The sequence below is a fragment of the Micromonospora sp. CB01531 genome, assembly GCF_001905095.1.
In the GTDB taxonomy this organism is placed as follows: Bacteria; Actinomycetota; Actinomycetes; order Mycobacteriales; family Micromonosporaceae; genus Micromonospora.
Map to the genome: position 1 here is coordinate 364,887 of NZ_LWLS01000061.1, position 23,877 is coordinate 388,763.

The following is a 23,877-nucleotide window of genomic DNA, read 5'->3' on the forward strand; positions in this document are numbered from 1 at the left end:
TCAAGCGGACCAGCCGAAGTGGTCCAGCGGGCCGGATCCCGCGCCCAGTTCCCAGTCCCGCGCGCCGGCCAGCGCGCGGGCGACGTATTCCTTGGCGGCGGTGACCGCGACCGGCACCGGATCGCCTGCCGCCAGCCGGACGGCGATCGCCGCCGAGAACGAACAGCCGGTGCCGTGGGTGTGCCGGGTGGACACGCGGGGCCCCCGCAGCAGCCTGGTCGCCCCGCCGCCGACCAACACGTCCACCGACTCACCCGCGGCGTCCACGTCGCCGCCGGTCACCACCACGTGCGCCGGGCCGGCGGCCGCGAGGGCCTCGGCCGCCGTGACCATCTCCTCGACCGTGGTCACCGGGCGTCCGGTGAGCGCCGCGGCCTCCGCGCAGTTCGGCGTCACCACCTCGGCGTACGGCAGCAGCCGCTGCACCGCCTCCACCACCCCGAGCGGGTGTCCACTGGTGGCGACCAGCACCGGGTCGACGACGAGCCGGGGCAGCCGCCCCGCCTCCGCCGCCTCGGCGATCGCGTCGGCGACCGCCGGGGTGCCGAGCATGCCGGTCTTCACCGCGCGCACGGCGAAGTCGCCGAGCACGCTGTCGAGCTGGCCCCGGACGGTCTGCGGGGGCAGCGGCAGGACGGCGTCGACGCCCCGGGTGTTCTGCGCGGTGATCGCGGTGATCACGCTGGTGCCGTACGCGCCGAGGGCGGCGAAGACCTTGAGGTCAGCCTGGATGCCGGCGCCGGCGCCGGCGTCTGATCCGGCGATGGTCAGGACTGTCCGCGGTGTCACATCTCCCCCATCGTGGTTGCGGTTGGGGGCTGCGGCCGACCGTGCCCACTCCGGGCGGTCAGGCTTGATCCCTCCGTGGGCACGGTCGGCGGGGTGAGCGCCTCGTGGAAGCTCTCGGCTAGCGTGGCGGCCGCCGCACCGGGGTCCTCGGCGCGCATGACGCCACCCAGCACCGCCACCCCGACGGCGCCCGCCTCAACGCACGCGGTGACCTGTTCGGGCGTCTCGATGCCGCCGAGGGCCAAGGCCGGCACCGGGCTGAGCTCGATCAGGTCGGCGAGTCGTGCCGGGAGCAGGGGTGGGCCGTAGCCCGGCTTGGTTCTGGTCGCCCAGACCGGCGACAACGTCACGTAGTCCTCTGTGGTGAGCCGGCGTAGCTCCGCCTCGTCGTGACAGGAGCGGCCGACGAGGCCGACGACCGGCGGTGGATACGGGCCGGCAGCGGGCAGGTGGACGGCGTCGCCGCCGAGCGGGTCGGGACCGGCGACGACCAGGGTGCCGCCCGCCTCGGCGAGGATCGCCCGCAGCTCGCCGGCGAGGGCGGCCCGCTCGGCGCGGGGCAGGTCCTTCTCTCGCAGCACCACCCAGCGCACTCCCCCGCCCACGACCGCTGCGATCACCTCGGGCAGCGGCCCCCGCGCCAACCGTCGATCGGTCAGGACCACCAGGCCGGACGGTGCGGCGCTCGACGAGATCTTGGAAGAATCCGGCCCCTCCAAGGACCCTCTCCTACCAAGATCTCCTTCAGCTTGGTGACCGGCGGCCACCCCGGACGGTGCGGTCACAGGTCCGGTCTTCCCTCGTCGGGGGTGGAGGCAAGGGCGTGGAAGCGGCGGGCGATCCGCCCCGCCCCGTACGCGAGCCGACCGGCCGCCACCGCGTACCGCATGGCGGTGGCCATCGCCACCGGGTCGGCGGCCCGGGTGACCGCGCTGGCCAGCAGCACCGCGTCGCAGCCCAGCTCCATGGCGAGCGCGGCGTCCGAGGCGGTGCCGATGCCGGCGTCGAGGATCACCGGCACGTCGACACTCTGCCGGATCAGCCGGATGTGGTGCGGGTTGCTCACGCCCAGGCCGGAGCCGATCGGCGCGCCGGCCGGCATCACCGCCGCGCAGCCCACGTCGGCCAGCCGCCGGGCCAGGACCGGATCGTCGAAGGTGTACGGCAGCACGGTGAACCCGTCCGCCACCAGGTCCTCGGCGGCGCGCAGCAGCTCCACCCCGTCGGGCAGCAGCGTGCGTTCGTCGCCGATCACCTCCAGCTTCACCCAGTCGGTGTCGAACGCCTCCCGGGCCAGCTGGGCCACCTTCACCGCCTCCGACGCGGTGTGGCAGCCGGCCGTGTTCGGCAACACCCGTACGCCGCACCGGTCGAGCAGGTCGAGCAGGCCGCCGCCGGTGCCCGGCGCGGTGTCGACCCGGCGGAGCGCCACGGTGACCAGTTCGGTGCCGGAGGCGCGGATCGCCTGCTCCAGCACGCGCAGGTTGGCCGCCCCGCCGGTACCGAGGATGAGCCGGGAGCCGAACGCGGTCCCGCCGATCTCAAGGGCCATGACGCTCACCCGCCCTGGGCGGCGCTGAGCACCTCGACCCGGTCGCCGTCGCGCAGGACGGTCGCCGACCAACCGCCGCGCGGCACCACCTCGCCGTTGACCGCGACCGCCAGACCGCGCCGCTGGCCGGTGACCTCCCGAACCACGTCGGCGACGGTCGCTCCGCCGGGCACGCTCCGCCCGGCGCCGTTGACGATCAGTTCCATCCGGGCTCCTCCTCGGGTACGAACCGGTCCGGGGTGAACGGGGCGAGCAGCGGGTCCGGCTCGCCGGTGGCGATCAGCTCGGTGACGAGGTCGGCGGTGACCGGGGTGAGCACGATGCCGTGCCGGTGGTGGCCGGTGGCGACGAGCACGCCCGGTCGGCCGGGCAGCGGCCCGATGATCGGCGCGTTGTCCGGCGTACCGGGGCGCAGCCCGGCGGACGCCTCGACCAGGTCGTACTCGGCCAGCTCGGGAACCAGGTCGACGGCGGCGCGGAGCAGCCGGAGCACCGCCCCGGCGGTCACCTCGGTGTCGGTGCGCTCCTCGACGGTCGCCCCGACCACCACCTCGCCGCTGTCCCGGGGCACCAGATAGATCGACTCGCCGTCGGCGTACCCCCGGACCACGTGCCGGAAGCCCGGCGCGCCGCCACCGGGCGCGCGGAGCCGGAGCACCTGCCCCTTCACCGGCCGGACCGGCAGCCCGGTGAGCGCCGCCGCGCCGCACCCGGCGGCGACCACGGTGAACCGGGCGTCCACGTCGGAGAGCCGGGCGACCGGGGCAGGGCGGAGCACGGCACCGGCCCGCTCGGCCGCCGCGCACAGCGCCGCCACCAGCCGGCGCGGGTCGACCTGATGGTCGCCGGGAGCGAACGCGCCGCCGCGCACCCGCGGGGCCAGCGCCGGCTCGCGGTCCCGCAGCGCGGAGGGACGCAGCGGCGTGATCGACAGCCCCAACCCCTGCTGGTACGACCAGAGCCGGCGCGCCTCGGCCAGGTCGTCGGCGGTCAACCCGACCACCAGCGTGCCGCCGGTGCGGTACCCGACGTCGGTGCCGGCGACCTCGGTCAGCTCGGCGGCGAAGGCCGGCCAGCGGGCGGCGGACTCGGCGAGCAGCCCGGTCAGCTCGTGCTCGCCGAAGTACGCCTCGGCCACCGGCGACAGCATCCCGGCCGCCACGTGCGACGCCCCGGAGCCCGGTGCCGGATCATGGACGACCACCCGCAGCCCGCGCTGCGCGCACCGCCACGCGATCGCCAGCCCGACCGGTCCCGCCCCCACGATGGCGACGTCCGGCCGGATCAGCACGTCAGTGCCCCGAGCAGCTCGGCGGCGGTCCGGGCCGGGTCGGCGGCCTCGGACAGCGCCCCGACCACCGCCACCCCGTACGCCCCGGCGGCCCGCAGCGCCGGCACCCGCGCGGCGGTCACCCCGCCGATCGCGATCACCGGTACGTCCACCGCCCCGGCGACCGCGCGTACCCCCTGGGGGCCGATCGGGTCGGGCAGCCCGGCCTTGGTGGCGGTGGCGTGGCAGGGACCCACGCCCAGGTAGCTGGCTCCGGCGGCGACCGCCGCGACGGCGGCCCCCGGTTCCCGAGCGGTGGCGCCGAGCACGGCGGCGGCGCCGAGCACGTGACGGGCGGCTGCCACGGGCAGGTCGTCCGCTCCGACGTGGCCACCTGCGGCGTCCACCGCGAGCGCCACGTGCAGCCGGTCGTTGACCAGGCAGGTCGCCCCGTACGGCCGGCACAGCGCGACCACCCGATGGGCCAGTTCGTACGCCTCCCGGTCGGTAGCGTCGTCCAAAACCCGGACCTGGACGACCAGTTCGGCGCGGGCCACCGGCAGGGCGGCGCGCAGCACGGCGAGCGGATCCCGCCCCGGCCGAGTGTCGGTGATCAGATGCAGACGTCCCAGGGACGGCACGGCAACACTCCTCCCTGCGCCGGCATTACCCGGATCAGGTTCGACGGTCGGGGGCTGCAGCCCCCCTCTCAGCCCGGTGCACCGGGCTCCCGTGAGTCACTTGTGGCCTACAGTACGACGTCCGCCGCGGATCCGCCAAGGCCGGTGGCACTTTTCCCACCCACCGCCGCCCTGCCCGGCCACGGGTGCTGCCAGCAGGCTGGAGCGGACAGCACGCTGCCCCGGTGCCGAACAGAACGGGCGCCGGGGCAGCGGAAAGCCGGGTCAGAGGATGGCGTCGAGGGCGACCAGGTCCTCGTCGGTGGGCTGCCAGGCACCCGCCTCGGCGTTGGCGCGTACCTGCTCGGGCGTGGTGGCACCGGCGATCACCGAGGTCACCGCCGGGCGGGCGGCGAGCCCACCGATGGCCACCTGGAGCATCGAGATCCCACGCTCCGCCGCGTACGCCTCGATCGCCTCGATGGTGTCCCAGTCCGCCGCGGCCAGCCGCTCGGCGTACCGGCCGCCGCCGGAGAGCCGGCTGCCGGCGGGCGGTACCTCGCCCCGGTGGTACTTGCCGGTGAGCAGGCCGTTGGCCAGCGGGAAGAACGGCAGCATGCCCAGGCCGAACCGCTCGCAGGCCGGGATGACCTCGGCCTCGACGCGCCGCTCCAGCAGGCTGTAGTGGTTCTGCGCGGAGATGAAGCGGGTGCGGCCCTGGGAGGACGCGGTCCAGTCGGCGTCGGCGATCTGCCAGCCGGCGAAGTTCGAGTTGCCGAGGTAGCGGACCTTGCCGGTACGGACCAGGTCGTCCAGGGCAGCAAGTGTCTCGTCGATCGGAGTGTCGGGGTCGGGTTCGTGCATCTGGTACAGGTCGATGTGGTCGGTGCCGAGCCGGCGCAGCGACGCCTCGACTGCGCGAGCGATGTAGCGGCGGGCACCCCGGGCATCGAAGTCCGGCCCGTTCAGGCCGTGCATGTCCATGCCGAACTTGGTGGCGACCACCACGTCCTCGCGGTGGCCCTTGAGCGCCTGCCCGAGCAGCTCCTCGGAGCTACCCTGCGGCTCGCCGTAGATGTCGGCGGTGTCGAAGAAGTTGATCCCGGCGTCGAGCGCGGCCTCGACCACCGCCCGGGTGCCGTCGAGGTCGAGCTTGCGGCCGAAGTTGTTGCAGCCGATGCCGACCACGGACACCACGAGCCCGGAGTCGCCCAGCCGGCGGTACGTCATCTCACTCACGAGATCCACTCTATGCCCGGGCGGAGAGCGCAACTGGTCGAGCCCCGAGGTCGGGACGACCCGGTGAGTCGTTCACGACATCAGCTCCACAGCGGCGCTCACCCGGGGCCGCCGCGCCGAACTCGCGGCGGACCCGGGTCGAAGGCACCGGCCCGGTCAGCCGACGTCCCAGACCGGCTCGGGGGTCTCCACCACCTCGCCGTCGCCACGGAACAGCACGAACCGGTCGAAGGAGCGGGTGAACCAGCGGTCGTGGGTCACCGCGATCACCGTCCCCTCGAACGCGGCCAGCCCGGCTTCGAGCGCCTCGGCGGAGGCCAGGTCGAGGTTGTCGGTCGGCTCGTCGAGCAGCAGCAGGGTCGCGCCGGAGAGCTCCAGCAGCAGTACCAGGAAGCGGGCCTGTTGGCCACCGGAGAGGGTGCCGAAACGCTGATCGCCCTGCCCGGCCAGCTCGTACCGGGACAGCGCCGCCATCGCCGCGTGCCGGTCCATCCCGGCCCGGTGCTCGTCGCCCCGCCAGAGGATGTCGACCAGCGTCCTCTCCACCAGCTCCGGCCGGTCGTGGGTCTGCGAGAAGTGCCCGGGCCGGACCCGGGCGCCGAGGCGTACCACCCCGCCGTGGGCGACGGGGGCAAGCGCGGCCGCGCCGTCGACCGGCGCGTTGGCCGGGTCCGGGTCGCTCCCGCCGCGGGCCAGCAGGCGGAGGAAATGCGACTTGCCCGTCCCGTTCGCGCCCAGCACGGCGACCCGGTCGCCGTACCAGAGCTCCAGTTCGAAGGGGTAGGTCAGGCCGTCGAGCTCGAGCTGCTCGCAGATCACCGCCCGTTTGCCGGTCCGCCCGCCGGTCAGCCGTATCCGGATGTCCTGGTCCTTCGGGGGTACGGGCGGCGGGCCGGCCTCCTCGAACTTGCGCAACCGGGTCTGCGCCGACTGGTAACGCGAGGCCATGTCGGAGTTGTACGCGGCCTTCTGCTTGTACATCAGCACCAGCTCGCGCAGCTTCTGGTGCTCCTCGTCCCAGCGCTTCCGCAGCTCGTCCAGGCGGGCGTGCCGGGCCACCCGCGCCTCGTGCCAGCTCGCGAAGCTGCCCGGATGCACCCAGGCGCTGCCACCTTCGACGGCGACCACCCGGTCGGCGGTCTGCGCCAGCAGCTCCCGGTCGTGGGAGACGTAGAGCACCGACTTGCCGGACTCGCGCAGCCGTGCCTCCAGCCACCGCTTGCCCGGCACGTCGAGGAAGTTGTCCGGCTCGTCGAGGAGGAGCACCTCGTCGGTGCCCCGGAGCAGCAGTTCGAGGGCGAAGCGCTTCTGCTGGCCGCCGGAGAGGGTCCGCACCGGGCGGTCCCGGGCGGCATCCCACGGCAGGTCGAGGACGATGGTGGTGACGGTGTCGAAGAGCACCTCGGCGTCGTACCCGCCGACCTCACCCCAGGCCGCGAGCGCGTCCGCGTACGCGAGCTGGGCCTTGCCGGCGGCGGTGCTGTACTTGCCGCGGACCTCGGCCACCCGCATGGCCGCCTCGGTCTCGGCGAGCCGGCGGCCGGCGTCCCGCAGCGCCGGCGGGGCGAGCGCGAGGGCCAGGTCGGCGAGCGTCGAGTCGTCCCCGATCATCCCGATGAACTGCCGCATCACGCCGAGACCGCCGGAGCGGGCGATCGCGCCGGTCTTCACCGGCAGGTCGCCGGCGACCATCCGGAGCAGGGTGGTCTTGCCGGCGCCGTTGGGCCCGACGAGGGCCACCTTGGCGCCCTCACCGACCCGGAACGACACCTCGGCGAAGAGCTCCCGACCGTCCGGGAGGAAGTGCCCGACCCCTGCCACGTCCACGTATCCCACGCGGGCATCCTGCCCGAGGGGGCGGGACGGCGACACTCGATTATCGGGTGACCCGCAGCACCCGGTAGCCCTTCTGGCTGGCGTGCCGCTCGACCTGCCAGCCCTGCTCGATGAGCCAGCGGTGCAGCGAGTCGCCGCCGAGGTGCCGGGCGACGACCAGCCACGCCACCCCGTCCGGGGCGAGCCGGGGCAGCCAGCGGAGCAGCAGTTCGTGCAGCTCCGCTTTGCCAATGTGGATCGGCGGGTTGGACCAGATCTGGGCAAGGGAGAGGTCGGCCGGTACGTCGTCCGGCGCGGCCACCCGGACGCGGTCGGCGACGCCCACCCGGGCAGCGTTGGCGGCGGTGAGTTCCCGGGCCCGTTCGTTGACGTCGACCGCCCAGACGGTGGCGGACGGCGCGCTGGTGGCCAGTACGCAGGTGATCGGCCCGAACCCGCAGCCGACGTCGAGCAGTGGGCCGGTGGTGCCAGCGGTCGGCAGCTCGGCCTTACGCAGCAGGACGGCGGTGCCGGGATCGAGCCGGTCGGCGGAGAAGACGCCGGCGGCCGAGGTGAGGGTGTAGTCGCGCCCGGCCACGGAGAACTCGACCTCGCGCGGCCGGGCGGGGGTGGTGGGTTCAGCGGTGAAGTAGTGGTCGCCGGTCACGTCCGGCATTGTCGCACCGGCCCCGGACGGCACCGCCGACGGTGCGGGCGAAGTAGATGCGACACCACTTCGCTTGATTTTCCCGATATTACCCCCGAAAGGGACAATGGGTCCTAGGGTAACGCACATGGTGTATCGGTACGAGTCCGATAAGGACGGCTTCCTGGAGTACCCGAGGCCCGGGTCGGAGCCGTCCGTACCCGCGGCACCTCCACCCGCGGGCCCCTCGCCGTCCCGCTTCCCCACTCCGTCGCTGCCCCCGCCGGTGCGGCGCACCCGACCGCCCGTCGACGTCATCCCGGCCCCGGCCCCCGCCCCGGCGCCGGCCCGGCAGGCGTCCGCTCCGGCCGCCGCCCGGGCCACCGGGCCGACGCCGCCGCCGGCGTCCACCGCCGCACCGCATCGGGAGGCAGCGCCGCCGGCGTCCACCACCGCGGCGCGCCCATCCGCGCCGGCCGCGGAGCCCCCGGTCACCCGCACGGCAGACGAGCTGGATCAGGCCGAGCCTGCCAGGCCCGCCCGCAGGCGCGGCGGCGGCCGGGCCTGGCAGGTGCTGATCGGCGGCGCCGCCGTGCTGGTGCTGCTCGCGCTCTGCGGCCTGGCCGTCGCCGCCCTGCTCCAGGAGCGGACCGGCAACCCGCAGGCCGGCCAGCAGACCGGGCAGCCCGTGGTGGAGCAGTCGGCCGCCGCCGACGGGAAGGACCTGGACTCCCGGGACACCGACCAGTCGGCGCTCACCGCCAAGGAGGTCTTCCCGGGCCGGCAGCTCGTGGTCGCCAGCGGCCAGCCGGCCTACCAGGTGCTCAAGTCGCAGTCCAGCGGCAGCTGCGCGGTCGCGGCGACCGATGAGATCGCCGACCTGCTCGTCCGCCTCGGCTGCAACCAGGTGGTCCGGGCGACCCTCCGCTCCCCCGACGGGGACTACCTGATCACCGCCGGCCTGTTCAACCTGACCGACGTGGCCAGCGCCCAGCGGGCCCGGGACCGGATGCGGCAGCTGCTTGACGAACGGCAGGGCCGGCTGCAGGGCATGTCGGTCGACAACAGCACCGAGGCCGTGGCGAAGGCCGGCGCCCGGGTCGGCTGGCAGGTACGCGGGCACTACCTCGCCTACTGCCTGGTCGCCCGCGCGGACGGGCAGCGAATCAGCTCCACCGACGCCAACGCGCGCGACATCCTGTACGACCTGATCGAGGTCCACCTCAACCGCGGCGTGCTGGAGCGCCGGGCGAACGGCGGGGTGGCCAGCCAGCCCACCCAGCCGCAGACCGACGACAGCGCCGGCCAGAACGCGACCGACCAGCGGAGCCCCCGCAACAACTGACGGGCGGCCCGGCGCCGGAAGGACGGTCAGCCCTCGGCGACCGGGACCCGGAGCCGGCGGGTGAGATCGGCGCGGCGGGCGTACTCGGCGGGGTCGTCCGGATAGCCGACGGCGACCAGGGTCAGTCCGTGCGCCGGGGCCACGGTCACCTCGCTGGACCGTTCCCGCCGGCTCAGCAGGCTGGCCGGCCACTCCACCGGCCGGCGGCCGTCCCCGGCGACCAGCATGGCGCCGACCAGGCTACGCACCATCGCCTGGCAGAACGCGTCGGCCTGCACCGTGGCGACCAGGATCCCGTCCGGGTCGCGCCGCCAGTCCAGCCGGGTCACCTCGCGCAGCGTGGTGGCGTTCTCCTTGCGCCGGCAGTACGCGGCGAAGTCGTGCTCCCCCACCAGGCCGCCGGCGGCGGCGTTCAGCGCCGCCAGGTCCAGCGGCTTCGGCCAGGCGAGGGTGTCGGTGCGGCGCAACGGCTCGGCACCCCACGGAGCGTCGGTGACGCGGTACTCGTAGCGGCGGAAGGTGGCCGAGAAGCGGGCGTCGAAGTCGGCCGGAACCTCGGTCATGGCGCGTACCCGCACGTCGGGCGGGAGCAGCCGGGCCAGGCGGCGCAGCAGGCCCCCCTCGTGCTGCCGCCACCCGGCGGTCGGCAGGTCGAGGTGGCAGACCTGCCCGGTGGCGTGCACGCCGGCGTCGGTGCGGCCGGCCACGGTCAACCCGGTCGCGGTGCCCGCACCGAGGATCAGGTCCAGCGTCTCGACCAGCACCCCGGCGACGGTGCGCCGGGTGGGCTGGGCGGCCCAGCCGGAGAAGCCGGTGCCGTCGTACGAGACGTCCAGCCGCAGCCGGGTCCGCTCGTCCACCTCGTACCTCCCGTTGACGGCGTCGGGCCCGGCACCCCACGAGGGGATGCCGGGCCCGACGATGCTGCCTCTGCTCAGGCCTTGTTCTCGCTGGCCTCGTCGCTGTCCTCGCGGGCGGCGGCGGTGTCACCGGAGACGTGCACCGGCGGCTCGGAGTCCTGGTCGGCCGGGGCCGCCGGGGTCTCCTCGGCCGGGGCCAGGGCCTCGACCTTGTCCTGCTGCGCGGCCTTGCGGGCGGCGGTCTTCTTGTTCGCCTTCGGCTCGGCGACCTGAAGCTCCTCCACCAGCTCGATGATCGCCATCGGAGCGGCGTCACCCTTGCGCGGGCCGGTCTTCACGATCCGGGTGTAGCCACCGTTGCGGTTGGCGTACCGGGGCGCGATCTGGTCGAACAGGGTGTAGACCACGTCCTTGTCCTTGACGACGGCCAGCACCCGCCGACGCGAGGCGAGGTCGCCCCGCTTGGCCTTGGTGATCAGCTGCTCGGCCAGCGGACGCAGCCGCCGGGCCTTCGTCTCGGTGGTCTGGATCTTGCCGTGCTGGAACAGCGAGGTGGCCAGGTTGGCCAGCATCAGCCGCTCGTGCGCGGGGCTGCCGCCGAGGCGGGGGCCCTTGGTGGGCGTGGGCATTGTTGGTGCTCCTCAGATGTGGCGGCAGCCGGACTTAGAGCTGCTCGGTCTCGCGGTAGTCGTCGGTGTCGTAGTCGGCTTCGCCGAAGGCGTCCACGACGTGCGCCGGGTCGAAGTTCGGGGCGGAGTCCTTCAGCCCCAGGCCCATCCCGGCGAGCTTCATCTTGACCTCGTCGATCGACTTCTGACCGAAGTTCCGGATGTCGAGGAGGTCCGCCTCGGTACGCCCGATCAGCTCACCAACGGAGTTGATGCCCTCGCGCTTGAGGCAGTTGTAGGAGCGGACGGTGAGGTCCAGCTCCTCGATCGGCAGAGCCAGGTCCGCCGCCAGCTGGGCGTCCTGCGGGGACGGCCCGATGTCGATGCCCTCGGCGGTCTCGTCCAGCTCCCGGGCCAGCCCGAACAGCTCCACCAGCGTCGAGCCGGCCGAGGCCAGCGCGGTACGCGGGCCCATCGACGGCTTGGTCTCGACGTCGATGATCAGCCGGTCGAAGTCGGTCCGCTGCTCGACACGGGTCGCCTCGACGCGGTAGGTCACCTTGAGCACCGGCGAGTAGATCGAGTCGACCGGGATCCGGCCGATCTCCGCGCCCGCCTGCTTGTTCTGCGCCGCCGTGACGTAGCCCCGACCCCGCTCGACGGTCAGCTCCATGTCGAGCCGGCCCTTGCCGTTCAGGGTGGCGAGCTTCAGGTCCGGGTTGTGCACGGAGACACCGGCCGGGGGCTGGATGTCACCGGCGGTCACGTCGCCCGGGCCCTGCTTGCGCAGGTACATGCTGACCGGCTCGTCGTGCTCGGAGCTGACGCAGAGCTCCTTGATGTTCATGACGAGCTCGACCACGTCCTCCTTGACCCCGGGGATCGTGGTGAACTCGTGCAGCACGCCGTCGATCTTGATCGAGGTGACGGCCGCACCCGGGATGGACGACAGCAGCGTACGCCGCAGCGAGTTGCCCAGGGTGTAGCCGAAGCCCGGCTCCAGCGGCTCGATGGTGAACCGGGACCGGGTCTCGTTGATCGACTCCTCGGAGAGGGTCGGTCGCTGACTGATGAGCATCTTTTCTCTTCTCTTCCGGGGCGCCCGCCATATGACGCCCACGACACAAACTGTTCCGGTGGCCCGCCCCCGATGGGGCGGGCCACCGCAACGAGCCCTTACTTCGAGTAGAGCTCGACGATCAGCTGCTCCTGGACCTGGGTGTCGATCACCTGGCGAGCCGGGAGCGAGTGCACGAGGATCTTCAGCTGGCTCGGGATGGCCTCCAGCCACGCCGGGACGGTCCGCGAGCCGGCCTCACCCTGCGCCACCAGGAACGGGGTGAGCTCCTTGCTCTTCGCACGCACCTCGACGATGTCGTGCTCCTTGACCCGGTAGGACGGGATGTCGACCTTCTTGCCGTTCACCGTGAAGTGACCGTGCTTGACCAGCTGACGGGCCATGTCCCGGGACTTGGCGTAGCCGGCCCGGTAGACCACGTTGTCCAGCCGCGACTCGAGGATCTGCAGGAGGACCTCACCGGTCTTGGCCTGCTTGCCCACGGCCTCCTCGTAGTAACCGCGGAACTGCTTCTCCAGCACGCCGTAGACCCGGCGAGCCTTCTGCTTCTCACGGAGCTGGAGCAGGTACTCCGTCTCCTTGGTGCGGCCGCGGCCGTGCTGCCCGGGCGGGAACGGCCGGGACTCGAACGGGCACTTCGGGCCATCGCACTTGCTGCCCTTGAGGAACAGCTTCATCTTCTCCCGCCGGCAACGGCGGCAGTCAGCACCGGTGTAACGAGCCATCTCTCTCTAACCTCTCAGACCCGGCGACGCTTCGGCGGACGGCATCCGTTGTGCGGCTGCGGGGTGACGTCGGAGATCTGACCGACCTCGAGGCCCACGGCCTGCAGCGAGCGGATGGCGGTCTCCCGGCCGGAGCCGGGGCCCTTGACGAACACGTCGACCTTGCGCATGCCGTGCTCCATGGCCCGACGCGCGGCGGCCTCGGCGGCCAGCTGCGCGGCGAACGGGGTCGACTTGCGCGAGCCCTTGAAGCCGACCTGGCCCGCGGAAGCCCAGGAGATGACCGCACCGGTCGGGTCCGTGATGGACACGATGGTGTTGTTGAAGGTGCTCTTGATGTGCGCCTGCCCGTGGGCGACGTTCTTGCGTTCCTTGCGCCGGACCTTCTTGACTGCGGCTCCGGCACGAGCCTTCGGTGGCATAAGTCTGTGCGCTCCTAGTTACTTCTTGCCGGGCTTCTTCTTGCCGGCGACGGTCCGCTTCGGGCCCTTCCGGGTCCGCGCGTTGGTCTTGGTCCGCTGGCCACGCACGGGCAGGCCCCGGCGGTGCCGGATGCCCTCGTAGCAGCCGATCTCGACCTTGCGGCGGATGTCAGCGGCGACCTCGCGGCGCAGGTCACCTTCAACCTTGTAGTTGCCCTCGATGTGATTACGGAGCTGGACCAGCTCCTCATCCGTGAGGTCCCGAGCGCGCTTGTCCGGCGAGATGCCGGTGGCGGCCAGCGTCTCCAGGGCGCGGGTACGGCCGACCCCGAAGATGTAGGTGAGCGCGATCTCCATCCGCTTCTCGCGGGGGAGGTCCACGCCGACTAGACGTGCCATGTGCGGGCGTACTCCTCGTGATGTTGTGGCGGAGGTGTGGACCCGTCCCACCCCGCTACCGGCCGTCCCTGTCCTTCCGGCGTCACGCGCCGGCGACCGGGATCGGTCGCTGCCCGAGCGGGCCCCGGCCTCCGACCGGGGGTCGACCACGAGGGGGTACGCGCTGCGTACCGCTCGCGGCTGGGACGAGCTGGTGATGTGTTTGTCGGGATCTGCCACCCGGGCCTGTTCCGCCGCCGCTCGTCACGGTCGGCGGGAACGGCTCAGCCCTGGCGCTGCTTGTGGCGCGGGTCCTGGCAGATGACCATGACCCGGCCGTGCCGGCGGATCACCCGGCACTTGTTGCAGATCCTCTTGACGCTCGGCTTGACCTTCACGGTTGCCTTACTTCCCATCTGGCCCGGAGACGCGACGGTGCGCGACGCCGGACGTCGAAGACGGACACGGGGACTTCCCGGCCGTCGTCAGGCTTACTTGTAGCGGTAGACGATGCGCCCGCGGGTCAGGTCGTACGGCGAGAGTTCGACGACGACCCGGTCCTCCGGCAGGATGCGGATGTAGTGCTGCCGCATCTTGCCGCTGATGTGAGCCAGCACCTTGTGGCCGTTCGCGAGCTCCACGCGGAACATGGCGTTCGGCAGGGGCTCGATGACCCGACCCTCGATCTCGATGGCTCCGTCTTTTTTCGGCATGTCCTCCGCTGTCCTGACGTCGGTTGCTCCGGACGGCCCACAACGTCTTACACGGGTGAACTGACCAAGATCAGGAAACCCGCGCCAGCCGCGGCTCCAGCTCCCACCGAAGCGCTGGGTGGGCATGCCGGAGTGGACGCTGTGCGCCGATCAGAAAGTGTACGCCCGCCTGCGCGCCGTCGCCAAACCGGCCACGCATCCGGCCACCCGACGGAGGAATTCCGTCGAGCCCCCGGCAAGCTGCTGTGGCACCGGCCACAGGATGCCGAGCGGCCTCCGGTGCCACGGGTTCCTGGGCAACCTGGCCGCCGCAAGGGCCGCCGCTACCGGTCCTCCCCCTCGCCCACCCGCCGCCGAGCCTCCCGGCGGGCCCGGCGCCGCTCCCGGCGCTCCGCCTCGCGCCGTGGCTCGCCGGTGGCCAGGCCACCCGCCGTACGCATCAGCAGCACGGCACCCCACGGGACGAGCGGATAGGCCGGCCAGTAGAAGACCAGCTCCCTCGCGCCGAGGCAGGAGAGCAGCCAGATCGCGGTCAGGATTCCCGCCACCCGCAGCCAGGGCAGCCACGCCTGGATCAGCCAGCGGGTCGAGTTGGGGGCCGGCACCGCCACCGGCGCCTCCTCGGGCACCTGGGCAGGCTCGGGGCCGCGCTGCACCGGCGCCACGGCCGACCGCTCTGCCGGCGCGGGCCCCGGCAGGTCCGCCAGCACCTCGTCGAGCTCGCCGTACGTCTTCGCACCATAGGCACGGCCCAGTCGCTCGTCGTACTCGTGCAGGTTGAGCCGGCCCTCCTCCAGGGCCACCCGGAGCCGCTCCGCCGTCGCCTGCCGGTCGGCGTCGGCCGCCCGCATCTCCTCCCGCCCTTCCATGACCGCAAGCATGCCACCGACGCGCCAACCTGCCGGTACCGCCAGCTTCGAACGACCGAGTTGGCCCGCCACGAACACGACGCGGCGGTCCGATCGGGGAGGAGTCCCCAGTCGTCGCCGTACGAACCTGATGACGCAAACGGATCGCGCTGGTTCGACTGCGCACTCGAAGTCTCGCGGGTCACAGCCTCCTCCCGCCCGGTCGGGCCGAGGCGCCGCCCCCTGGCCGCCCGCCGACGTCGCCATCACCGCCGCCCCTGGGCACGCCACCCGCACAGCCGCCCCTCCGATGTCACCGCCGCCCCTGGGCACGCCACCCGCGCAGCCGCCCCTCCGATGTCACCGCCGCCCCTGGGCGCACCGCCCGCACAGCCGCCTCTCCGACGTCGCCATCACCGTTTCACCGGGCGCCGAATCGTTTACGACATCAAGTTCGTAGCGACCCGCATGGCATACCTCGGTCCGCGCTGAGGCTCGCCGACCACGGTCAACGGGCGCTGGCGGCGTCGCGACTGTCGGCCGGCGCGCCACCGGATTTCGCCTGGGCCGGGATCGGCCGCCGGGCACGACGGGCTGGGATCGGCCGCCGAGCACGACGGGCCGGGCGCGGGCCGGTCAGACGGCCGGGGAGCCCGCCGGCTGGCGGGCGGTGACCAGGTCGCCGAGCCGGGCCCGGCCGCCGTCCTCCGCGGTCAGCACCCACACACCGTCGTTCAGCAGGGCCATGGAGTGCTCGACATGCGCCGCCACGGAGCCGTCCCGGGTCACCACCGTCCAGCCGTCGGCCTGCTCGACCGTACGCGGCGAGCCCATGGTGATCATCGGTTCGATCGCCAGCGCCATGCCGGGCACCAGCCGGGGGCCCTTGCCGGGGCGCCCGTGGTTGAGCACGTGCGGGTCCTGGTGCATCTCGGTGCCGATGCCGTGCCCGCCGTACCCGTCGACGATGCCGTAGCGGCCGGCCTTGCGGACCGCGTGCTCCACCGCGTGAGAGATGTCGGTGAGCCGGCCCTTCCCGCCGGCGGCGCCCCGGGCGGCGGCGGCGATCCCGGCCCACATCGCGTCCTCGGCCACGGCGGCCATCTTCAGCAGGGCCGGGTCGGCCTCGCCGACGCCGACGGTGATCGCGGCGTCGCCGTGCCACCCGTTGAGCACCGCGCCGCAGTCGATCGAGATCAGGTCACCCTCGCGGAGCACCTGCTTGGACGACGGGATGGCGTGCACCACCTGCTCGTTGACCGAGGAGCAGATCGACGCCGGGTAGCCGTGGTAGCCCTTGAACGACGGAACGGCACCGGCCTCCCGGATGGTGGCCTCGGCGATCGCGTCCAGGTCGGCCGTGCTCACACCGGGGGCAACCGCCTCCCGCATCCGACGCAGCGCGCGGGCCACCACCAGACCGGCGGCCCGCATCATCTCGATCTGGTCGGGGGTCTTCAGCTGGATGTCCAGCTGGGGACGACGCATGGAGGCGTTACCTTTCGTTGCGCGGAACAGCGGGGCACGCCGCACGTACCCCGCTGTTCGCACTCTATCCGCCGGAGGCCGGCGGGACGTCAGCCGCCGTAGGAACGGAGGGCGTCGATGGCGCGGACGGTGACGTCCTCCACCGGCCCGGTCGCGTCGATACCGACGAGCTTGCCCTGGGCGCCGTAGTAGTCGACCAGCGGCGCGGTCTTCTCGGCGTACTCCCGGAGCCGGGCGGCGATGGTCTCTGGCTTGTCGTCGTCCCGCTGGAACAGCTCGGCGCCGCAGCGGTCGCAGATCCCCTCGCGGGTGGTGGCGTCGAACTCGACGTGCCAGATCTTGCCGCAGCCCCGGCAGGTACGCCGGCCGGACAGCCGCCGGATCACCTCGTCGTCGTCGACGACCAGTTCCAGCACCAGGTCCAGCGCGGTGCCGAGGTCGGCGAGGAGCTTGTCCAGCGCGGCGGCCTGCGGGGTGGTACGGGGGAAGCCGTCGAGCAGGAAGCCCTCACTGGCGTCCGGCTCGGCGAGCCGGTCCCGCACCATGTTGATGGTGACCTCGTCCGGGACCAGCTTGCCGGCGTCCATGTATCGCTTGGCCTCGACGCCGAGCGGGGTGCCCTGGGAGACGTTCGCCCGGAAGATGTCCCCGGTCGAGATCTTCGGCACCGACAGGTGAGCGGCGATGAACTCCGCCTGTGTGCCCTTGCCCGCGCCCGGCGGGCCAACCAGAACGAGTCGCATCTACCGCAGGAACCCTTCGTAGTTCCGCTGCATGAGTTGGCTCTCGATCTGCTTCACGGTCTCCAGACCGACGCCGACCATGATGAGCACAGCGGTGCCGCCGAACGGGAAGTTCTGGAACTGCTGGTTGTCGAGCCAGATGAAGAAGAAGTTCGGCAGGATCGCGATGATGCCCAGGTAGAGCGCACCCGGCAGGGTGATCCGGCTGAGGATGAAGTCGAGGTACTCGGCGGTCGGCTTGCCGGGGCGGATGCCCGGCACGAAGCCGCCGTACTTCTTCATGTTGTCCGCGACCTCGGTCGGGTTGAACGTGATCGACACGTAGAAGTACGTGAAGAAGATGATCAGCAAGAAGTAGATCGCGATGTGCTCCGGCGCGCTCGCCTTCACGATGTGGTTCTGGATCCAGGCCTGGGTCTTGCCCGGGTTGGTCTGGTCGAAGAACTGGAGCGCGAGCGTCGGCAGGTAGAGCAGCGACGAGGCGAAGATGACCGGGATGACGCCGGCCTGGTTCACCTTCAGCGGGATGTAGGTGGAGGTACCGCCGTACATCCGCCGGCCGATCATGCGCTTGGCGTACTGCACCGGGATCCGGCGCTGGGCCTGCTCGATGAAGGTGACCGCGCAGATGACCACCAGCACCAGGGCGATGACGAGGAGGAACATCCCCCAGCCCTTGGTGGTCTTGATCTTCCAGCCCTCGCTGGGGAGCCGGGCGGCGATCGAGGTGAAGATCAGCACGGACATGCCGTTGCCGACGCCGCGGTCGGTGATCAGCTCGCCGAGCCACATCACCACACCGGTGCCGGCGGTCATGGTCATCACCAGGATGCCCAGGGTCAGCCAGTCCGGGATGCCGGTGTCCCGGGGGACGATCGGCCACTGGTCGCAGCGGTTCTGGAAGAGCTGCCCGGAGCGGGCCAGCGCCACGAACGCCGAGGACTGGAGGATACCCAGGCCCAGGGTCAGGTAGCGGGTGTACTGGGTGATCTTCGCCTGGCCGGCCTGGCCCTCCTTGCGGAGCTGCTCCAACCGCGGGATGACCACGGTCAGCAGCTGCAGGATGATCGACGCGGTGATGTAGGGCATGATGCCCAGCGCGAAGACCGAGAGCTGCAGCAGCGCGCCACCGCTGAAGAGGTCCAGCAGGTTCAGCACGCCGGTGCCGCCGCCCTGGATGGCGTCGAGGCACTTCTGGACGTTGCCGTACGAGACGCCGGGGCTGGGCAGAGTGGCGCCGAGCCGGTAGACCGCGATGATGCCTACTGTGAACAGCAGCTTCTTGCGCAGGTCAGGCGTACGGAACGCACTGAGAAAGGCGGACAGCAACTTCTTCCTCCTGCGCGACGCGGGCCGCCGGTCTGATTCCTGGCGGATCCGGGGTGGGTGCCGGGCGAGTGCCCGATATCCATAGCTGGGATGGGACTCTAACAGCCCGATCCCGGTGGGGGCAGATGCGCCCGGCTACATAAAACGAATCCGATGTTACCCGGCGCACATTCGCCAGGTAGACCATGGCGCCCGCCCAGTCACGCGGACCTGAGCGGGCGCCATGTGTCGTGCCTTACAGCTCGGTGACCGAGCCACCGGCAGCGGTGATCTTCTCCTTGGCCGACGCGCTGAACGCGTGCGCCGACACCTGGAGGGCCGCACCGCCGAGGTCGCCGGTGCCGAGCACCTTGACCGGCTGGCCCTTGCGGACCGCGCCGGCCTCGACCATCTCGACCGGGCCGACCTGGCCGCCGTTCGGGAACAGCTCGGCGAGCCGGTCCAGGTTGACCACCTGGAAGACGACCTTGAACTTGTTCTTGAAGCCCTTCATCTTCGGCAGGCGCATGTGGATGGGCATCTGCCCACCCTCGAACGCCGGCGAGATGTTCTTCCGGGCCTTCGAACCCTTGGTACCGCGACCGGCGGTCTTGCCCTTGGAGCCCTCACCGCGACCCACGCGGGTCTTCTCGGTCTTGGCCCCCGGCGCCGGACGCAGGTGGTGGACCTTGATCGTCATTACTCGACCTCCTCGACCTTCACGAGGTGGTTGACCGTGAAGATCATGCCGCGGATCTCCGGCCGGTCCTCCTTGACCACCACGTCGTTGATCCGCTTGAGACCGAGCGAACGCAGCGAGTCACGCTGGTTCTTCTTGGTCCCGATCTCGGACCGGACCTGGGTGACCTTCAGGCGCGCCATCAGGAAGCCACCCCCGCGCGGGACGCCAGCATCGCGGCCGGCGCGACGTCCTCGACCGGCAGACCACGACGGGCCGCGACCGCCTCCGGCGACTCGAGCGCCTTCAGGGCCGCCACCGTGGCGTGCACGATGTTGATCGGGTTGGACGAGCCGAGGCTCTTGGAGAGCACATCGTGGATACCCGCGCACTCCAGCACGGCGCGCACCGGACCGCCGGCGATGACGCCCGTACCGGCCGAGGCCGGCTTGAGCAGCACCACGCCGGCCGCGTCCTCGCCCTGCACCGGGTGCGGGATCGAGGCGCCGATCCGCGGCACCTTGAAGAAGTGCTTCTTGGCCTCCTCGACACCCTTGGCGATCGCCGCGGGCACCTCCTTGGCCTTTCCGTAGCCCACGCCGACGGTGCCGTCGCCGTCACCCACGATCACCAGGGCGGTGAAGCTGAAGCGACGACCACCCTTCACGACCTTGGCGACGCGGTTGATCGCGACGACCCGCTCAAGGTGCGGGGTCTTCTCGACGGGCGCGTTTCCGCGGCCGCCCTCACGGCGGTTGTCGCGGCGACCACCCTCGTTGCCACCGGACCCGCCGCCACGGCGCTGTTGACCTGGCATCAGCAGCCTTCCTTCTCTCTCGTGACGGGGTTTCTAGAACTCGAGCCCGGCTTCGCGGGCGGCGTCGGCAAGCGCGGCGACCCGCCCCGCGTACCGGTTGCCACCGCGGTCGAAGACGACCTTCGAGATGCCGGCGGCCTTGGCCCGCTCGGCGAGCAGGGCGCCGACCTTGCCGGCCAGGGCGCTCTTGTCGCCCTCGGCGCCGCGCAGCGAGGCGTCCAGGGTCGAGGCCGACGCCAGGGTGTGACCCTTGGTGTCGTCCACGATCTGGGCGACGATGTGCCGCAGGGAGCGGGTGACGACCAGGCGGGGACGCTCGGCGGTGCCGCTGATGTTCTTGCGGACCCGGAAGTGCCGACGCGCACGCCCGACGGCACGCTTGGCGGCGACGCCGCGGCGGCGCTTGAGCAGCGTGGCGCTCACTTCTTACCTGCCTTTCCAGCCTTGCGGCGGATGACCTCGCCCTGGTACTTGACGCCCTTGCCCTTGTAGGGCTCCGGCGGGCGGATCTTCCGGATGTTGGCGGCGATCTCACCGACCTGCTGCTTGTCGATGCCGGCCACGTGGAACAGCGTCGGCTTCTCCACCGTGAAGGTGATGCCCTCCGGCGCCGGCACCAGCACCGGGTGCGAGAACCCGAGCGCGAACTCGAGATCCTTGCCCTTGGCGGTGACGCGGTAACCGGTGCCGGCGATCTCGAGGCTCTTGCGGTAGCCCTCGGTCACCCCGACGATCATGTTGGCAACCAGCGTACGGCTCAGGCCGTGCAGCTCCTTGGCCTTGCGCTCGTCGTTCGGCCGGTTGACGTGCAGCGCACCGTCCTCGCCCCGCTCCGCCGTGATCGGCTCGGCGAGGACGTGGGTCAGCTCGCCCTTCGGGCCCTTGACCTTGACGGTCTGGCCGTCGATCGTGATGTCGACGCCGGCTGGCACCGGGATCGACTTACGTCCAATACGCGACATTTCTACCTGTCTCCCGTTACCAGACGAAGGCGAGGACTTCCCCGCCAACGCTCCGCTTGCGGGCCTGCCGGTCGGTGAGCAGCCCCTGGGACGTCGAAATGATCGCCACGCCCAGCCCGCCGAGCACCCGCGGGAGCCCGTCCGACTTGGCGTAAACCCGCAGACCGGGCTTGGACACACGCTTGATGCCGGCCAGGCTCCGCTCCCGGTTCTGGCCGTACTTCAGCTCGACGACCAGTCGCTTGCCGACGGCGCCCTCCTCGGGCTCCTCGACCGACCAGGTGGCGATGTAACCCTCGGCCTTGAGGACCTCGGCGATGTTCGCCTTGATCTTCGAGTAGGGCATCGTCACCCGGTCGTGGTACGCCTGGTTGGCGTTACGCAGACGCGTGAGCATGTCTGCGATCGGGTCGGTCATCGTCATGGAATTCGTCAGCCTTTCTCGCCGCGGTTCCCCGGGCACGCCCGGGGCCTACGGCGAAGAGCAATAGCTATTACCAGGAAGCCTTGGACACGCCGGGCAGCTCACCGCGGTGGGCCATCTCCCGGATGCACACCCGGCAGAGACCGAACTTGCGGTAGACCGCCTTCGGACGCCCGCACCGCTGGCAGCGGGTGTACGCGCGAACCGAGAACTTCGGCTTCGCGGCCGCCTTGAGGATCAGCGCCTTCTTCGCCATCTCAGTTCTCCTTGAACGGGAAGCCCAGGAGCTTGAGCAGCGCCCGGCCCTCGTCGTCGGTCGTGGCGGTCGTGACCACCGTGATGTCCATGCCCCGCTGGCGATCGATCTTGTCCTGGTCGATCTCGTGGAACACCGACTGCTCGGTCAGACCGAACGTGTAGTTGCCGTGCCCGTCGAGCTTGCGCCCGTCGAGGCCACGGAAGTCGCGGATACGCGGCAGCGCGATGGACAGCAGCCGGTCCAGGAACTCCCACATCCGGTCGCCCCGCAGGGTCACCTTCGCGCCGATTGGCATGCCCTCACGGAGCTTGAACTGCGCGATGGACTTGGTCGCCCGCCGCACCTGCGGCTTCTGGCCGGTGATGGTGGCCAGGTCGCGAACCGCGCCGTCGATCAGCTTGGCGTCCCGAGCGGCCTCGCCGACACCCATGTTGACGACGATCTTGACCAACCGCGGCACCTGCATGGGGTTGCCGTAGTTGTGCTGCTTCTGCAGCTCGGCCACGATCTCGTTGCGGTACCGCTCCTTGAGGCGCGGCATGGTCTTGGTTTCGGTAGCCGTGGTCATCACAGGTCCTTACCGGTGCTACGCGCGATGCGGACCTTCTGGCCGTTCTCGTCGATCCGGTAGCCGACGCGGGTCGGCTTGCCGTCGGAGTCCAGGACCTGCACGTTCGAGACGTGGATCGGGGCCTCCTGGGTGACGATGCCACCGGTCTTGGCGCCACGCTGGGTGGTGCTGATGCGGGTGTGCTTCTTGACCCGGTTCACGCCCTCGACCAGGACCTTGTCCTGCCGCGGGTAGGCCGCGATGACCTTGCCCTTGGCGCCCTTGTCCTTGCCGGCGATGACGACGACCGTGTCGCCCTTCTTGACCTTCACGGTCACAACACCTCCGGCGCGAGAGAGATGATCTTCATGAACCGCTTGTCCCGCAGCTCCCGGCCCACCGGGCCGAAGATACGGGTACCGCGCGGGTCCCCACCGTCCTTGATGATGACGGCGGCGTTCTCGTCGAAGCGGATATACGAGCCGTCCGGCCGCCGCTTCTCCTTGGCGGTGCGAACGACGACGGCCTTGACGACGTCGCCCTTCTTCACACCGGCACCGGGGATCGCGTCCTTGACCGTGGCCACGATGACGTCGCCGATGCTCGCGTAGCGCCGACCGGAGCCACCGAGAACCCGGATGCACAGGATCTCCCGGGCACCCGTGTTGTCGGCGACGCGCAGTCGCGACTCCTGCTGAATCACGTCTATCTCCTATGTCTGCCGGTTCTCCGGCCGCCGCACTGGCGGCCGGAGCCTGGCGGAACCTGCGCCCGACCGTACGGCCGAGCTCGAGCCTTCGCTACTTGGCCTTCTCGAGGATCTCCACGAGCCGCCACCGCTTGGTGGCGGACAGCGGCCGGGTCTCCATGATCAGGACCCGGTCGCCGATCCCGGCGGAGTTCTGCTCGTCGTGGACCTTGAGCTTGCTGGTCCGGCGCATGATCTTGCCGTACAGCGCGTGCTTGACCCGGTCCTCGACCTCGACCACGACGGTCTTTTCCATCTTGTCGCTGACCACGAGGCCCTCGCGCACCTTGCGGCGGGCCCGCGCGGCGGCGGTGGTGGTGTTCTCACTCATGATGCAGTCACCTCAGTCGGCGCGGCCGAGAGACCCAGCTCACGCTCACGCATGATCGTGTAGATCCGGGCGATCTCCCGACGGATGACCTGCAGCCGCCGGTTGTTGTCCAGCTGCCCGGTTGCGGCCTGCACGCGGAGGTTGAACAGCTCCGCCTTCGCCTCACGCAGCTTCGTGACCAGCTCCTCCTCGGAGAGCTCACGCAGCTCGGAGGCCTTGACGCCCGCTGCCATCAGGATTCACCCACTTCGCGCGTAACAATGCGGCACTTCATCGGGAGCTTGTGGATCGCGCGACGCATCGCCTCTCGCGCGATCTGCTCGTTGGGGAAGGACATCTCGAAGAGGACCCGCCCCGGCTTGACGTTGGCGACCCACCACTCGGGCGAACCCTTACCGGAACCCATCCGGGTTTCCGCCGGCTTCTTGGTGAGGGCCTGGTCCGGGAAGATCGTGATCCAGACCTTGCCACCACGCTTGATGTGCCGGGTCATCGCGATACGCGCCGACTCGATCTGGCGGTTGGTCACGTACGCCGGCTCGAGAGCCTGGATCCCGAACTCGCCGAACACCACCCGGTTACCACCCTTGGACGCGCCGTGGCGGTCCGGGTGGTGCGGCTTGCGGAAGCCCTTCGGGGGCTTGCGCGGCATCAGCATCT

At 71.3% G+C, this 23,877-nt stretch carries 35 protein-coding genes and 1 riboswitch; of the genes, 1 reads left to right on the forward strand and 34 read right to left on the reverse strand.

Annotated elements, in window-relative coordinates; all coding sequences use genetic code 11:
- The 9 genes from thiD to A6A27_RS13440 form a co-directional block, all read right to left on the reverse strand.
- Entirely contained in the window at window positions 1-789 is a 789-nt protein-coding gene (thiD, locus tag A6A27_RS13400; protein ID WP_073834905.1) for a bifunctional hydroxymethylpyrimidine kinase/phosphomethylpyrimidine kinase, read from the reverse strand.
- Window positions 786-1,484, reverse strand: a complete 699-nt coding sequence (locus tag A6A27_RS13405) for a thiamine phosphate synthase (RefSeq protein WP_073834965.1) — start codon at window positions 1,482-1,484, stop codon at window positions 786-788. Before A6A27_RS13405 ends, thiD begins: the two co-directional genes overlap by 4 nt.
- Before the next feature lie 86 nt (window positions 1,485-1,570).
- Window positions 1,571-2,341: a thiazole synthase gene (locus tag A6A27_RS13410; RefSeq protein WP_443189970.1), complete on the reverse strand. Its 771-nt coding sequence runs from the start codon at window positions 2,339-2,341 to the stop codon at window positions 1,571-1,573.
- Between the two features lie 5 nt (window positions 2,342-2,346).
- Window positions 2,347-2,547 carry a sulfur carrier protein ThiS gene (gene thiS, locus A6A27_RS13415; RefSeq protein WP_073834907.1) on the reverse strand — a complete coding sequence of 67 codons (201 nt, stop codon included), beginning with the start codon at window positions 2,545-2,547 and terminating at the stop codon, window positions 2,347-2,349.
- Window positions 2,538-3,632: a glycine oxidase ThiO gene (gene thiO / locus A6A27_RS13420; protein WP_073834908.1), complete on the reverse strand. Its 1,095-nt coding sequence runs from the start codon at window positions 3,630-3,632 to the stop codon at window positions 2,538-2,540. Before thiO ends, thiS begins: the two co-directional genes overlap by 10 nt.
- Complete coding sequence (thiE, locus tag A6A27_RS13425; protein WP_073834909.1) at window positions 3,626-4,252, reverse strand: thiamine phosphate synthase; 627 nt, start codon at window positions 4,250-4,252, stop codon at window positions 3,626-3,628. Before thiE ends, thiO begins: the two co-directional genes overlap by 7 nt.
- Window positions 4,247-4,354: riboswitch (TPP riboswitch) on the reverse strand. Its footprint overlaps the gene before it by 6 nt.
- 162 nt (window positions 4,355-4,516) lie before the next feature.
- Window positions 4,517-5,479 carry an aldo/keto reductase gene (locus A6A27_RS13430; protein WP_198940287.1) on the reverse strand — a complete coding sequence of 321 codons (963 nt, stop codon included), beginning with the start codon at window positions 5,477-5,479 and terminating at the stop codon, window positions 4,517-4,519.
- A gap of 147 nt (window positions 5,480-5,626) precedes the next feature.
- The gene (locus A6A27_RS13435; RefSeq protein ID WP_073834911.1) at window positions 5,627-7,306 is read right to left on the reverse strand and encodes an ATP-binding cassette domain-containing protein; all 1,680 of its coding nucleotides are present in this window, start codon (window positions 7,304-7,306) and stop codon (window positions 5,627-5,629) included.
- 40 nt (window positions 7,307-7,346) lie between these two features.
- A complete protein-coding gene (locus A6A27_RS13440) occupies window positions 7,347-7,952 on the reverse strand; it encodes a class I SAM-dependent methyltransferase (RefSeq protein WP_073834966.1) in 606 nt (201 codons plus the stop codon).
- A gap of 127 nt (window positions 7,953-8,079) precedes the next feature.
- Here A6A27_RS13440 and A6A27_RS13445 point away from each other — a divergent pair, with 127 nt between their 5' ends.
- Window positions 8,080-9,276 (forward strand): hypothetical protein, encoded by a 1,197-nt coding sequence (locus tag A6A27_RS13445; RefSeq protein ID WP_073834912.1) that lies wholly within the window; start codon window positions 8,080-8,082, stop codon window positions 9,274-9,276.
- A 26-nt stretch (window positions 9,277-9,302) separates the two neighbouring features.
- Here the strand turns inward: A6A27_RS13445 and truA are convergent, their stop codons facing one another.
- The 25 genes from truA to rplP all read right to left on the reverse strand — a co-directional run bounded on the left by truA (window position 9,303) and on the right by rplP (window position 23,875).
- Window positions 9,303-10,136, reverse strand: coding sequence for a tRNA pseudouridine(38-40) synthase TruA (gene truA, locus A6A27_RS13450; protein ID WP_073834913.1), 834 nt, complete (start codon window positions 10,134-10,136; stop codon window positions 9,303-9,305).
- A gap of 74 nt (window positions 10,137-10,210) precedes the next feature.
- A complete protein-coding gene (gene rplQ, locus A6A27_RS13455; protein ID WP_073834914.1) occupies window positions 10,211-10,765 on the reverse strand; it encodes a 50S ribosomal protein L17 in 555 nt (184 codons plus the stop codon).
- A gap of 34 nt (window positions 10,766-10,799) precedes the next feature.
- Window positions 10,800-11,822 carry a DNA-directed RNA polymerase subunit alpha gene (locus A6A27_RS13460; protein ID WP_013735931.1) on the reverse strand — a complete coding sequence of 341 codons (1,023 nt, stop codon included), beginning with the start codon at window positions 11,820-11,822 and terminating at the stop codon, window positions 10,800-10,802.
- A gap of 98 nt (window positions 11,823-11,920) precedes the next feature.
- Window positions 11,921-12,547: a 30S ribosomal protein S4 gene (gene rpsD, locus A6A27_RS13465; protein ID WP_073834915.1), complete on the reverse strand. Its 627-nt coding sequence runs from the start codon at window positions 12,545-12,547 to the stop codon at window positions 11,921-11,923.
- Window positions 12,548-12,561: 14 nt separating this feature from the next.
- On the reverse strand, window positions 12,562-12,969 hold the full coding sequence (rpsK, locus tag A6A27_RS13470) for a 30S ribosomal protein S11 (protein ID WP_007073011.1): 408 nt from the start codon (window positions 12,967-12,969) through the stop codon (window positions 12,562-12,564).
- Window positions 12,970-12,987: 18 nt separating this feature from the next.
- Entirely contained in the window at window positions 12,988-13,368 is a 381-nt protein-coding gene (rpsM, locus tag A6A27_RS13475; protein WP_073834916.1) for a 30S ribosomal protein S13, read from the reverse strand.
- Between the two features lie 263 nt (window positions 13,369-13,631).
- Complete coding sequence (rpmJ, locus tag A6A27_RS13480; RefSeq protein ID WP_073834917.1) at window positions 13,632-13,745, reverse strand: 50S ribosomal protein L36; 114 nt, start codon at window positions 13,743-13,745, stop codon at window positions 13,632-13,634.
- Window positions 13,746-13,838: 93 nt separating this feature from the next.
- Window positions 13,839-14,060, reverse strand: coding sequence for a translation initiation factor IF-1 (infA, locus tag A6A27_RS13485; protein WP_007073013.1), 222 nt, complete (start codon window positions 14,058-14,060; stop codon window positions 13,839-13,841).
- A gap of 323 nt (window positions 14,061-14,383) precedes the next feature.
- A complete protein-coding gene (locus A6A27_RS13490) occupies window positions 14,384-14,929 on the reverse strand; it encodes a DUF1707 SHOCT-like domain-containing protein (protein WP_241825244.1) in 546 nt (181 codons plus the stop codon).
- Between the two features lie 615 nt (window positions 14,930-15,544).
- Complete coding sequence (gene map, locus A6A27_RS13495) at window positions 15,545-16,396, reverse strand: type I methionyl aminopeptidase (protein ID WP_073834918.1); 852 nt, start codon at window positions 16,394-16,396, stop codon at window positions 15,545-15,547.
- 89 nt (window positions 16,397-16,485) lie between these two features.
- Entirely contained in the window at window positions 16,486-17,139 is a 654-nt protein-coding gene (locus tag A6A27_RS13500) for an adenylate kinase (RefSeq protein ID WP_073834919.1), read from the reverse strand.
- The gene (secY, locus tag A6A27_RS13505; protein ID WP_073834920.1) at window positions 17,140-18,468 is read right to left on the reverse strand and encodes a preprotein translocase subunit SecY; all 1,329 of its coding nucleotides are present in this window, start codon (window positions 18,466-18,468) and stop codon (window positions 17,140-17,142) included.
- Window positions 18,469-18,703: 235 nt separating this feature from the next.
- Window positions 18,704-19,147, reverse strand: coding sequence for a 50S ribosomal protein L15 (gene rplO, locus A6A27_RS13510; protein ID WP_073834921.1), 444 nt, complete (start codon window positions 19,145-19,147; stop codon window positions 18,704-18,706).
- On the reverse strand, window positions 19,147-19,329 hold the full coding sequence (gene rpmD, locus A6A27_RS13515; RefSeq protein WP_013473693.1) for a 50S ribosomal protein L30: 183 nt from the start codon (window positions 19,327-19,329) through the stop codon (window positions 19,147-19,149). The genes rplO and rpmD overlap by 1 nt, the downstream gene beginning before the upstream one ends.
- Window positions 19,329-19,943: a 30S ribosomal protein S5 gene (gene rpsE, locus A6A27_RS13520; RefSeq protein ID WP_073834922.1), complete on the reverse strand. Its 615-nt coding sequence runs from the start codon at window positions 19,941-19,943 to the stop codon at window positions 19,329-19,331. The genes rpmD and rpsE overlap by 1 nt, the downstream gene beginning before the upstream one ends.
- Window positions 19,944-19,976: 33 nt before the next feature.
- Window positions 19,977-20,366, reverse strand: a complete 390-nt coding sequence (rplR, locus tag A6A27_RS13525; RefSeq protein ID WP_073834923.1) for a 50S ribosomal protein L18 — start codon at window positions 20,364-20,366, stop codon at window positions 19,977-19,979.
- Window positions 20,363-20,905, reverse strand: coding sequence for a 50S ribosomal protein L6 (gene rplF / locus A6A27_RS13530; RefSeq protein WP_073834924.1), 543 nt, complete (start codon window positions 20,903-20,905; stop codon window positions 20,363-20,365). Before rplF ends, rplR begins: the two co-directional genes overlap by 4 nt.
- A 16-nt stretch (window positions 20,906-20,921) precedes the next feature.
- Window positions 20,922-21,329 (reverse strand): 30S ribosomal protein S8, encoded by a 408-nt coding sequence (rpsH, locus tag A6A27_RS13535; RefSeq protein WP_013288624.1) that lies wholly within the window; start codon window positions 21,327-21,329, stop codon window positions 20,922-20,924.
- Window positions 21,330-21,399: 70 nt separating this feature from the next.
- Window positions 21,400-21,585, reverse strand: coding sequence for a type Z 30S ribosomal protein S14 (locus A6A27_RS13540; protein ID WP_007073023.1), 186 nt, complete (start codon window positions 21,583-21,585; stop codon window positions 21,400-21,402).
- 1 nt (window position 21,586) lies between these two features.
- Window positions 21,587-22,156 (reverse strand): 50S ribosomal protein L5, encoded by a 570-nt coding sequence (gene rplE, locus A6A27_RS13545; RefSeq protein WP_073834925.1) that lies wholly within the window; start codon window positions 22,154-22,156, stop codon window positions 21,587-21,589.
- Entirely contained in the window at window positions 22,156-22,476 is a 321-nt protein-coding gene (rplX, locus tag A6A27_RS13550; RefSeq protein WP_172896341.1) for a 50S ribosomal protein L24, read from the reverse strand. Before rplX ends, rplE begins: the two co-directional genes overlap by 1 nt.
- Window positions 22,473-22,841 carry a 50S ribosomal protein L14 gene (gene rplN / locus A6A27_RS13555; RefSeq protein WP_007073026.1) on the reverse strand — a complete coding sequence of 123 codons (369 nt, stop codon included), beginning with the start codon at window positions 22,839-22,841 and terminating at the stop codon, window positions 22,473-22,475. The genes rplX and rplN overlap by 4 nt, the downstream gene beginning before the upstream one ends.
- A 97-nt stretch (window positions 22,842-22,938) precedes the next feature.
- Entirely contained in the window at window positions 22,939-23,217 is a 279-nt protein-coding gene (gene rpsQ / locus A6A27_RS13560) for a 30S ribosomal protein S17 (protein ID WP_073834926.1), read from the reverse strand.
- Complete coding sequence (gene rpmC / locus A6A27_RS13565; RefSeq protein WP_007073028.1) at window positions 23,214-23,450, reverse strand: 50S ribosomal protein L29; 237 nt, start codon at window positions 23,448-23,450, stop codon at window positions 23,214-23,216. The genes rpsQ and rpmC overlap by 4 nt, the downstream gene beginning before the upstream one ends.
- Window positions 23,450-23,875 (reverse strand): 50S ribosomal protein L16, encoded by a 426-nt coding sequence (gene rplP, locus A6A27_RS13570; protein WP_073834927.1) that lies wholly within the window; start codon window positions 23,873-23,875, stop codon window positions 23,450-23,452. Before rplP ends, rpmC begins: the two co-directional genes overlap by 1 nt.
- Window positions 23,876-23,877 lie beyond the last annotated feature (2 nt).

Bases quoted from the DNA above. Each gene is read 5' to 3' on its own strand.
- A6A27_RS13460 (WP_013735931.1), bottom strand. From the start codon at position 11,822: ATGCTCATCAGTCAGCGACCGACCCTCTCCGAGGAGTCGATCAACGAG.
- rpsE (WP_073834922.1), bottom strand. From the start codon at position 19,943: ATGCCAGGTCAACAGCGCCGTGGCGGCGGGTCCGGTGGCAACGAGGGT.
- rplE (WP_073834925.1), bottom strand. From the start codon at position 22,156: ATGACCACGGCTACCGAAACCAAGACCATGCCGCGCCTCAAGGAGCGG.
- A6A27_RS13410 (WP_443189970.1), bottom strand. From the start codon at position 2,341: ATGGCCCTTGAGATCGGCGGGACCGCGTTCGGCTCCCGGCTCATCCTC.
- thiS (WP_073834907.1), bottom strand. From the start codon at position 2,547: ATGGAACTGATCGTCAACGGCGCCGGGCGGAGCGTGCCCGGCGGAGCG.
- rpmD (WP_013473693.1), bottom strand. From the start codon at position 19,329: ATGGCGCGCCTGAAGGTCACCCAGGTCCGGTCCGAGATCGGGACCAAG.
- rplP (WP_073834927.1), bottom strand. From the start codon at position 23,875: ATGCTGATGCCGCGCAAGCCCCCGAAGGGCTTCCGCAAGCCGCACCAC.
- infA (WP_007073013.1), bottom strand. From the start codon at position 14,060: ATGCCGAAAAAAGACGGAGCCATCGAGATCGAGGGTCGGGTCATCGAG.
- A6A27_RS13500 (WP_073834919.1), bottom strand. From the start codon at position 17,139: ATGCGACTCGTTCTGGTTGGCCCGCCGGGCGCGGGCAAGGGCACACAG.
- rpmC (WP_007073028.1), bottom strand. From the start codon at position 23,450: ATGGCAGCGGGCGTCAAGGCCTCCGAGCTGCGTGAGCTCTCCGAGGAG.
- rplQ (WP_073834914.1), bottom strand. From the start codon at position 10,765: ATGCCCACGCCCACCAAGGGCCCCCGCCTCGGCGGCAGCCCCGCGCAC.
- rplO (WP_073834921.1), bottom strand. From the start codon at position 19,147: ATGACGATCAAGGTCCACCACCTGCGTCCGGCGCCGGGGGCCAAGACC.
- rpsQ (WP_073834926.1), bottom strand. From the start codon at position 23,217: ATGAGTGAGAACACCACCACCGCCGCCGCGCGGGCCCGCCGCAAGGTG.
- rplF (WP_073834924.1), bottom strand. From the start codon at position 20,905: ATGTCGCGTATTGGACGTAAGTCGATCCCGGTGCCAGCCGGCGTCGAC.
- A6A27_RS13540 (WP_007073023.1), bottom strand. From the start codon at position 21,585: ATGGCGAAGAAGGCGCTGATCCTCAAGGCGGCCGCGAAGCCGAAGTTC.
- rpsM (WP_073834916.1), bottom strand. From the start codon at position 13,368: ATGGCACGTCTAGTCGGCGTGGACCTCCCCCGCGAGAAGCGGATGGAG.
- rpsK (WP_007073011.1), bottom strand. From the start codon at position 12,969: ATGCCACCGAAGGCTCGTGCCGGAGCCGCAGTCAAGAAGGTCCGGCGC.
- A6A27_RS13490 (WP_241825244.1), bottom strand. From the start codon at position 14,929: ATGGAAGGGCGGGAGGAGATGCGGGCGGCCGACGCCGACCGGCAGGCG.
- rpsH (WP_013288624.1), bottom strand. From the start codon at position 21,329: ATGACGATGACCGACCCGATCGCAGACATGCTCACGCGTCTGCGTAAC.
- map (WP_073834918.1), bottom strand. From the start codon at position 16,396: ATGCGTCGTCCCCAGCTGGACATCCAGCTGAAGACCCCCGACCAGATC.
- A6A27_RS13445 (WP_073834912.1), top strand. From the start codon at position 8,080: ATGGTGTATCGGTACGAGTCCGATAAGGACGGCTTCCTGGAGTACCCG.
- rpsD (WP_073834915.1), bottom strand. From the start codon at position 12,547: ATGGCTCGTTACACCGGTGCTGACTGCCGCCGTTGCCGGCGGGAGAAG.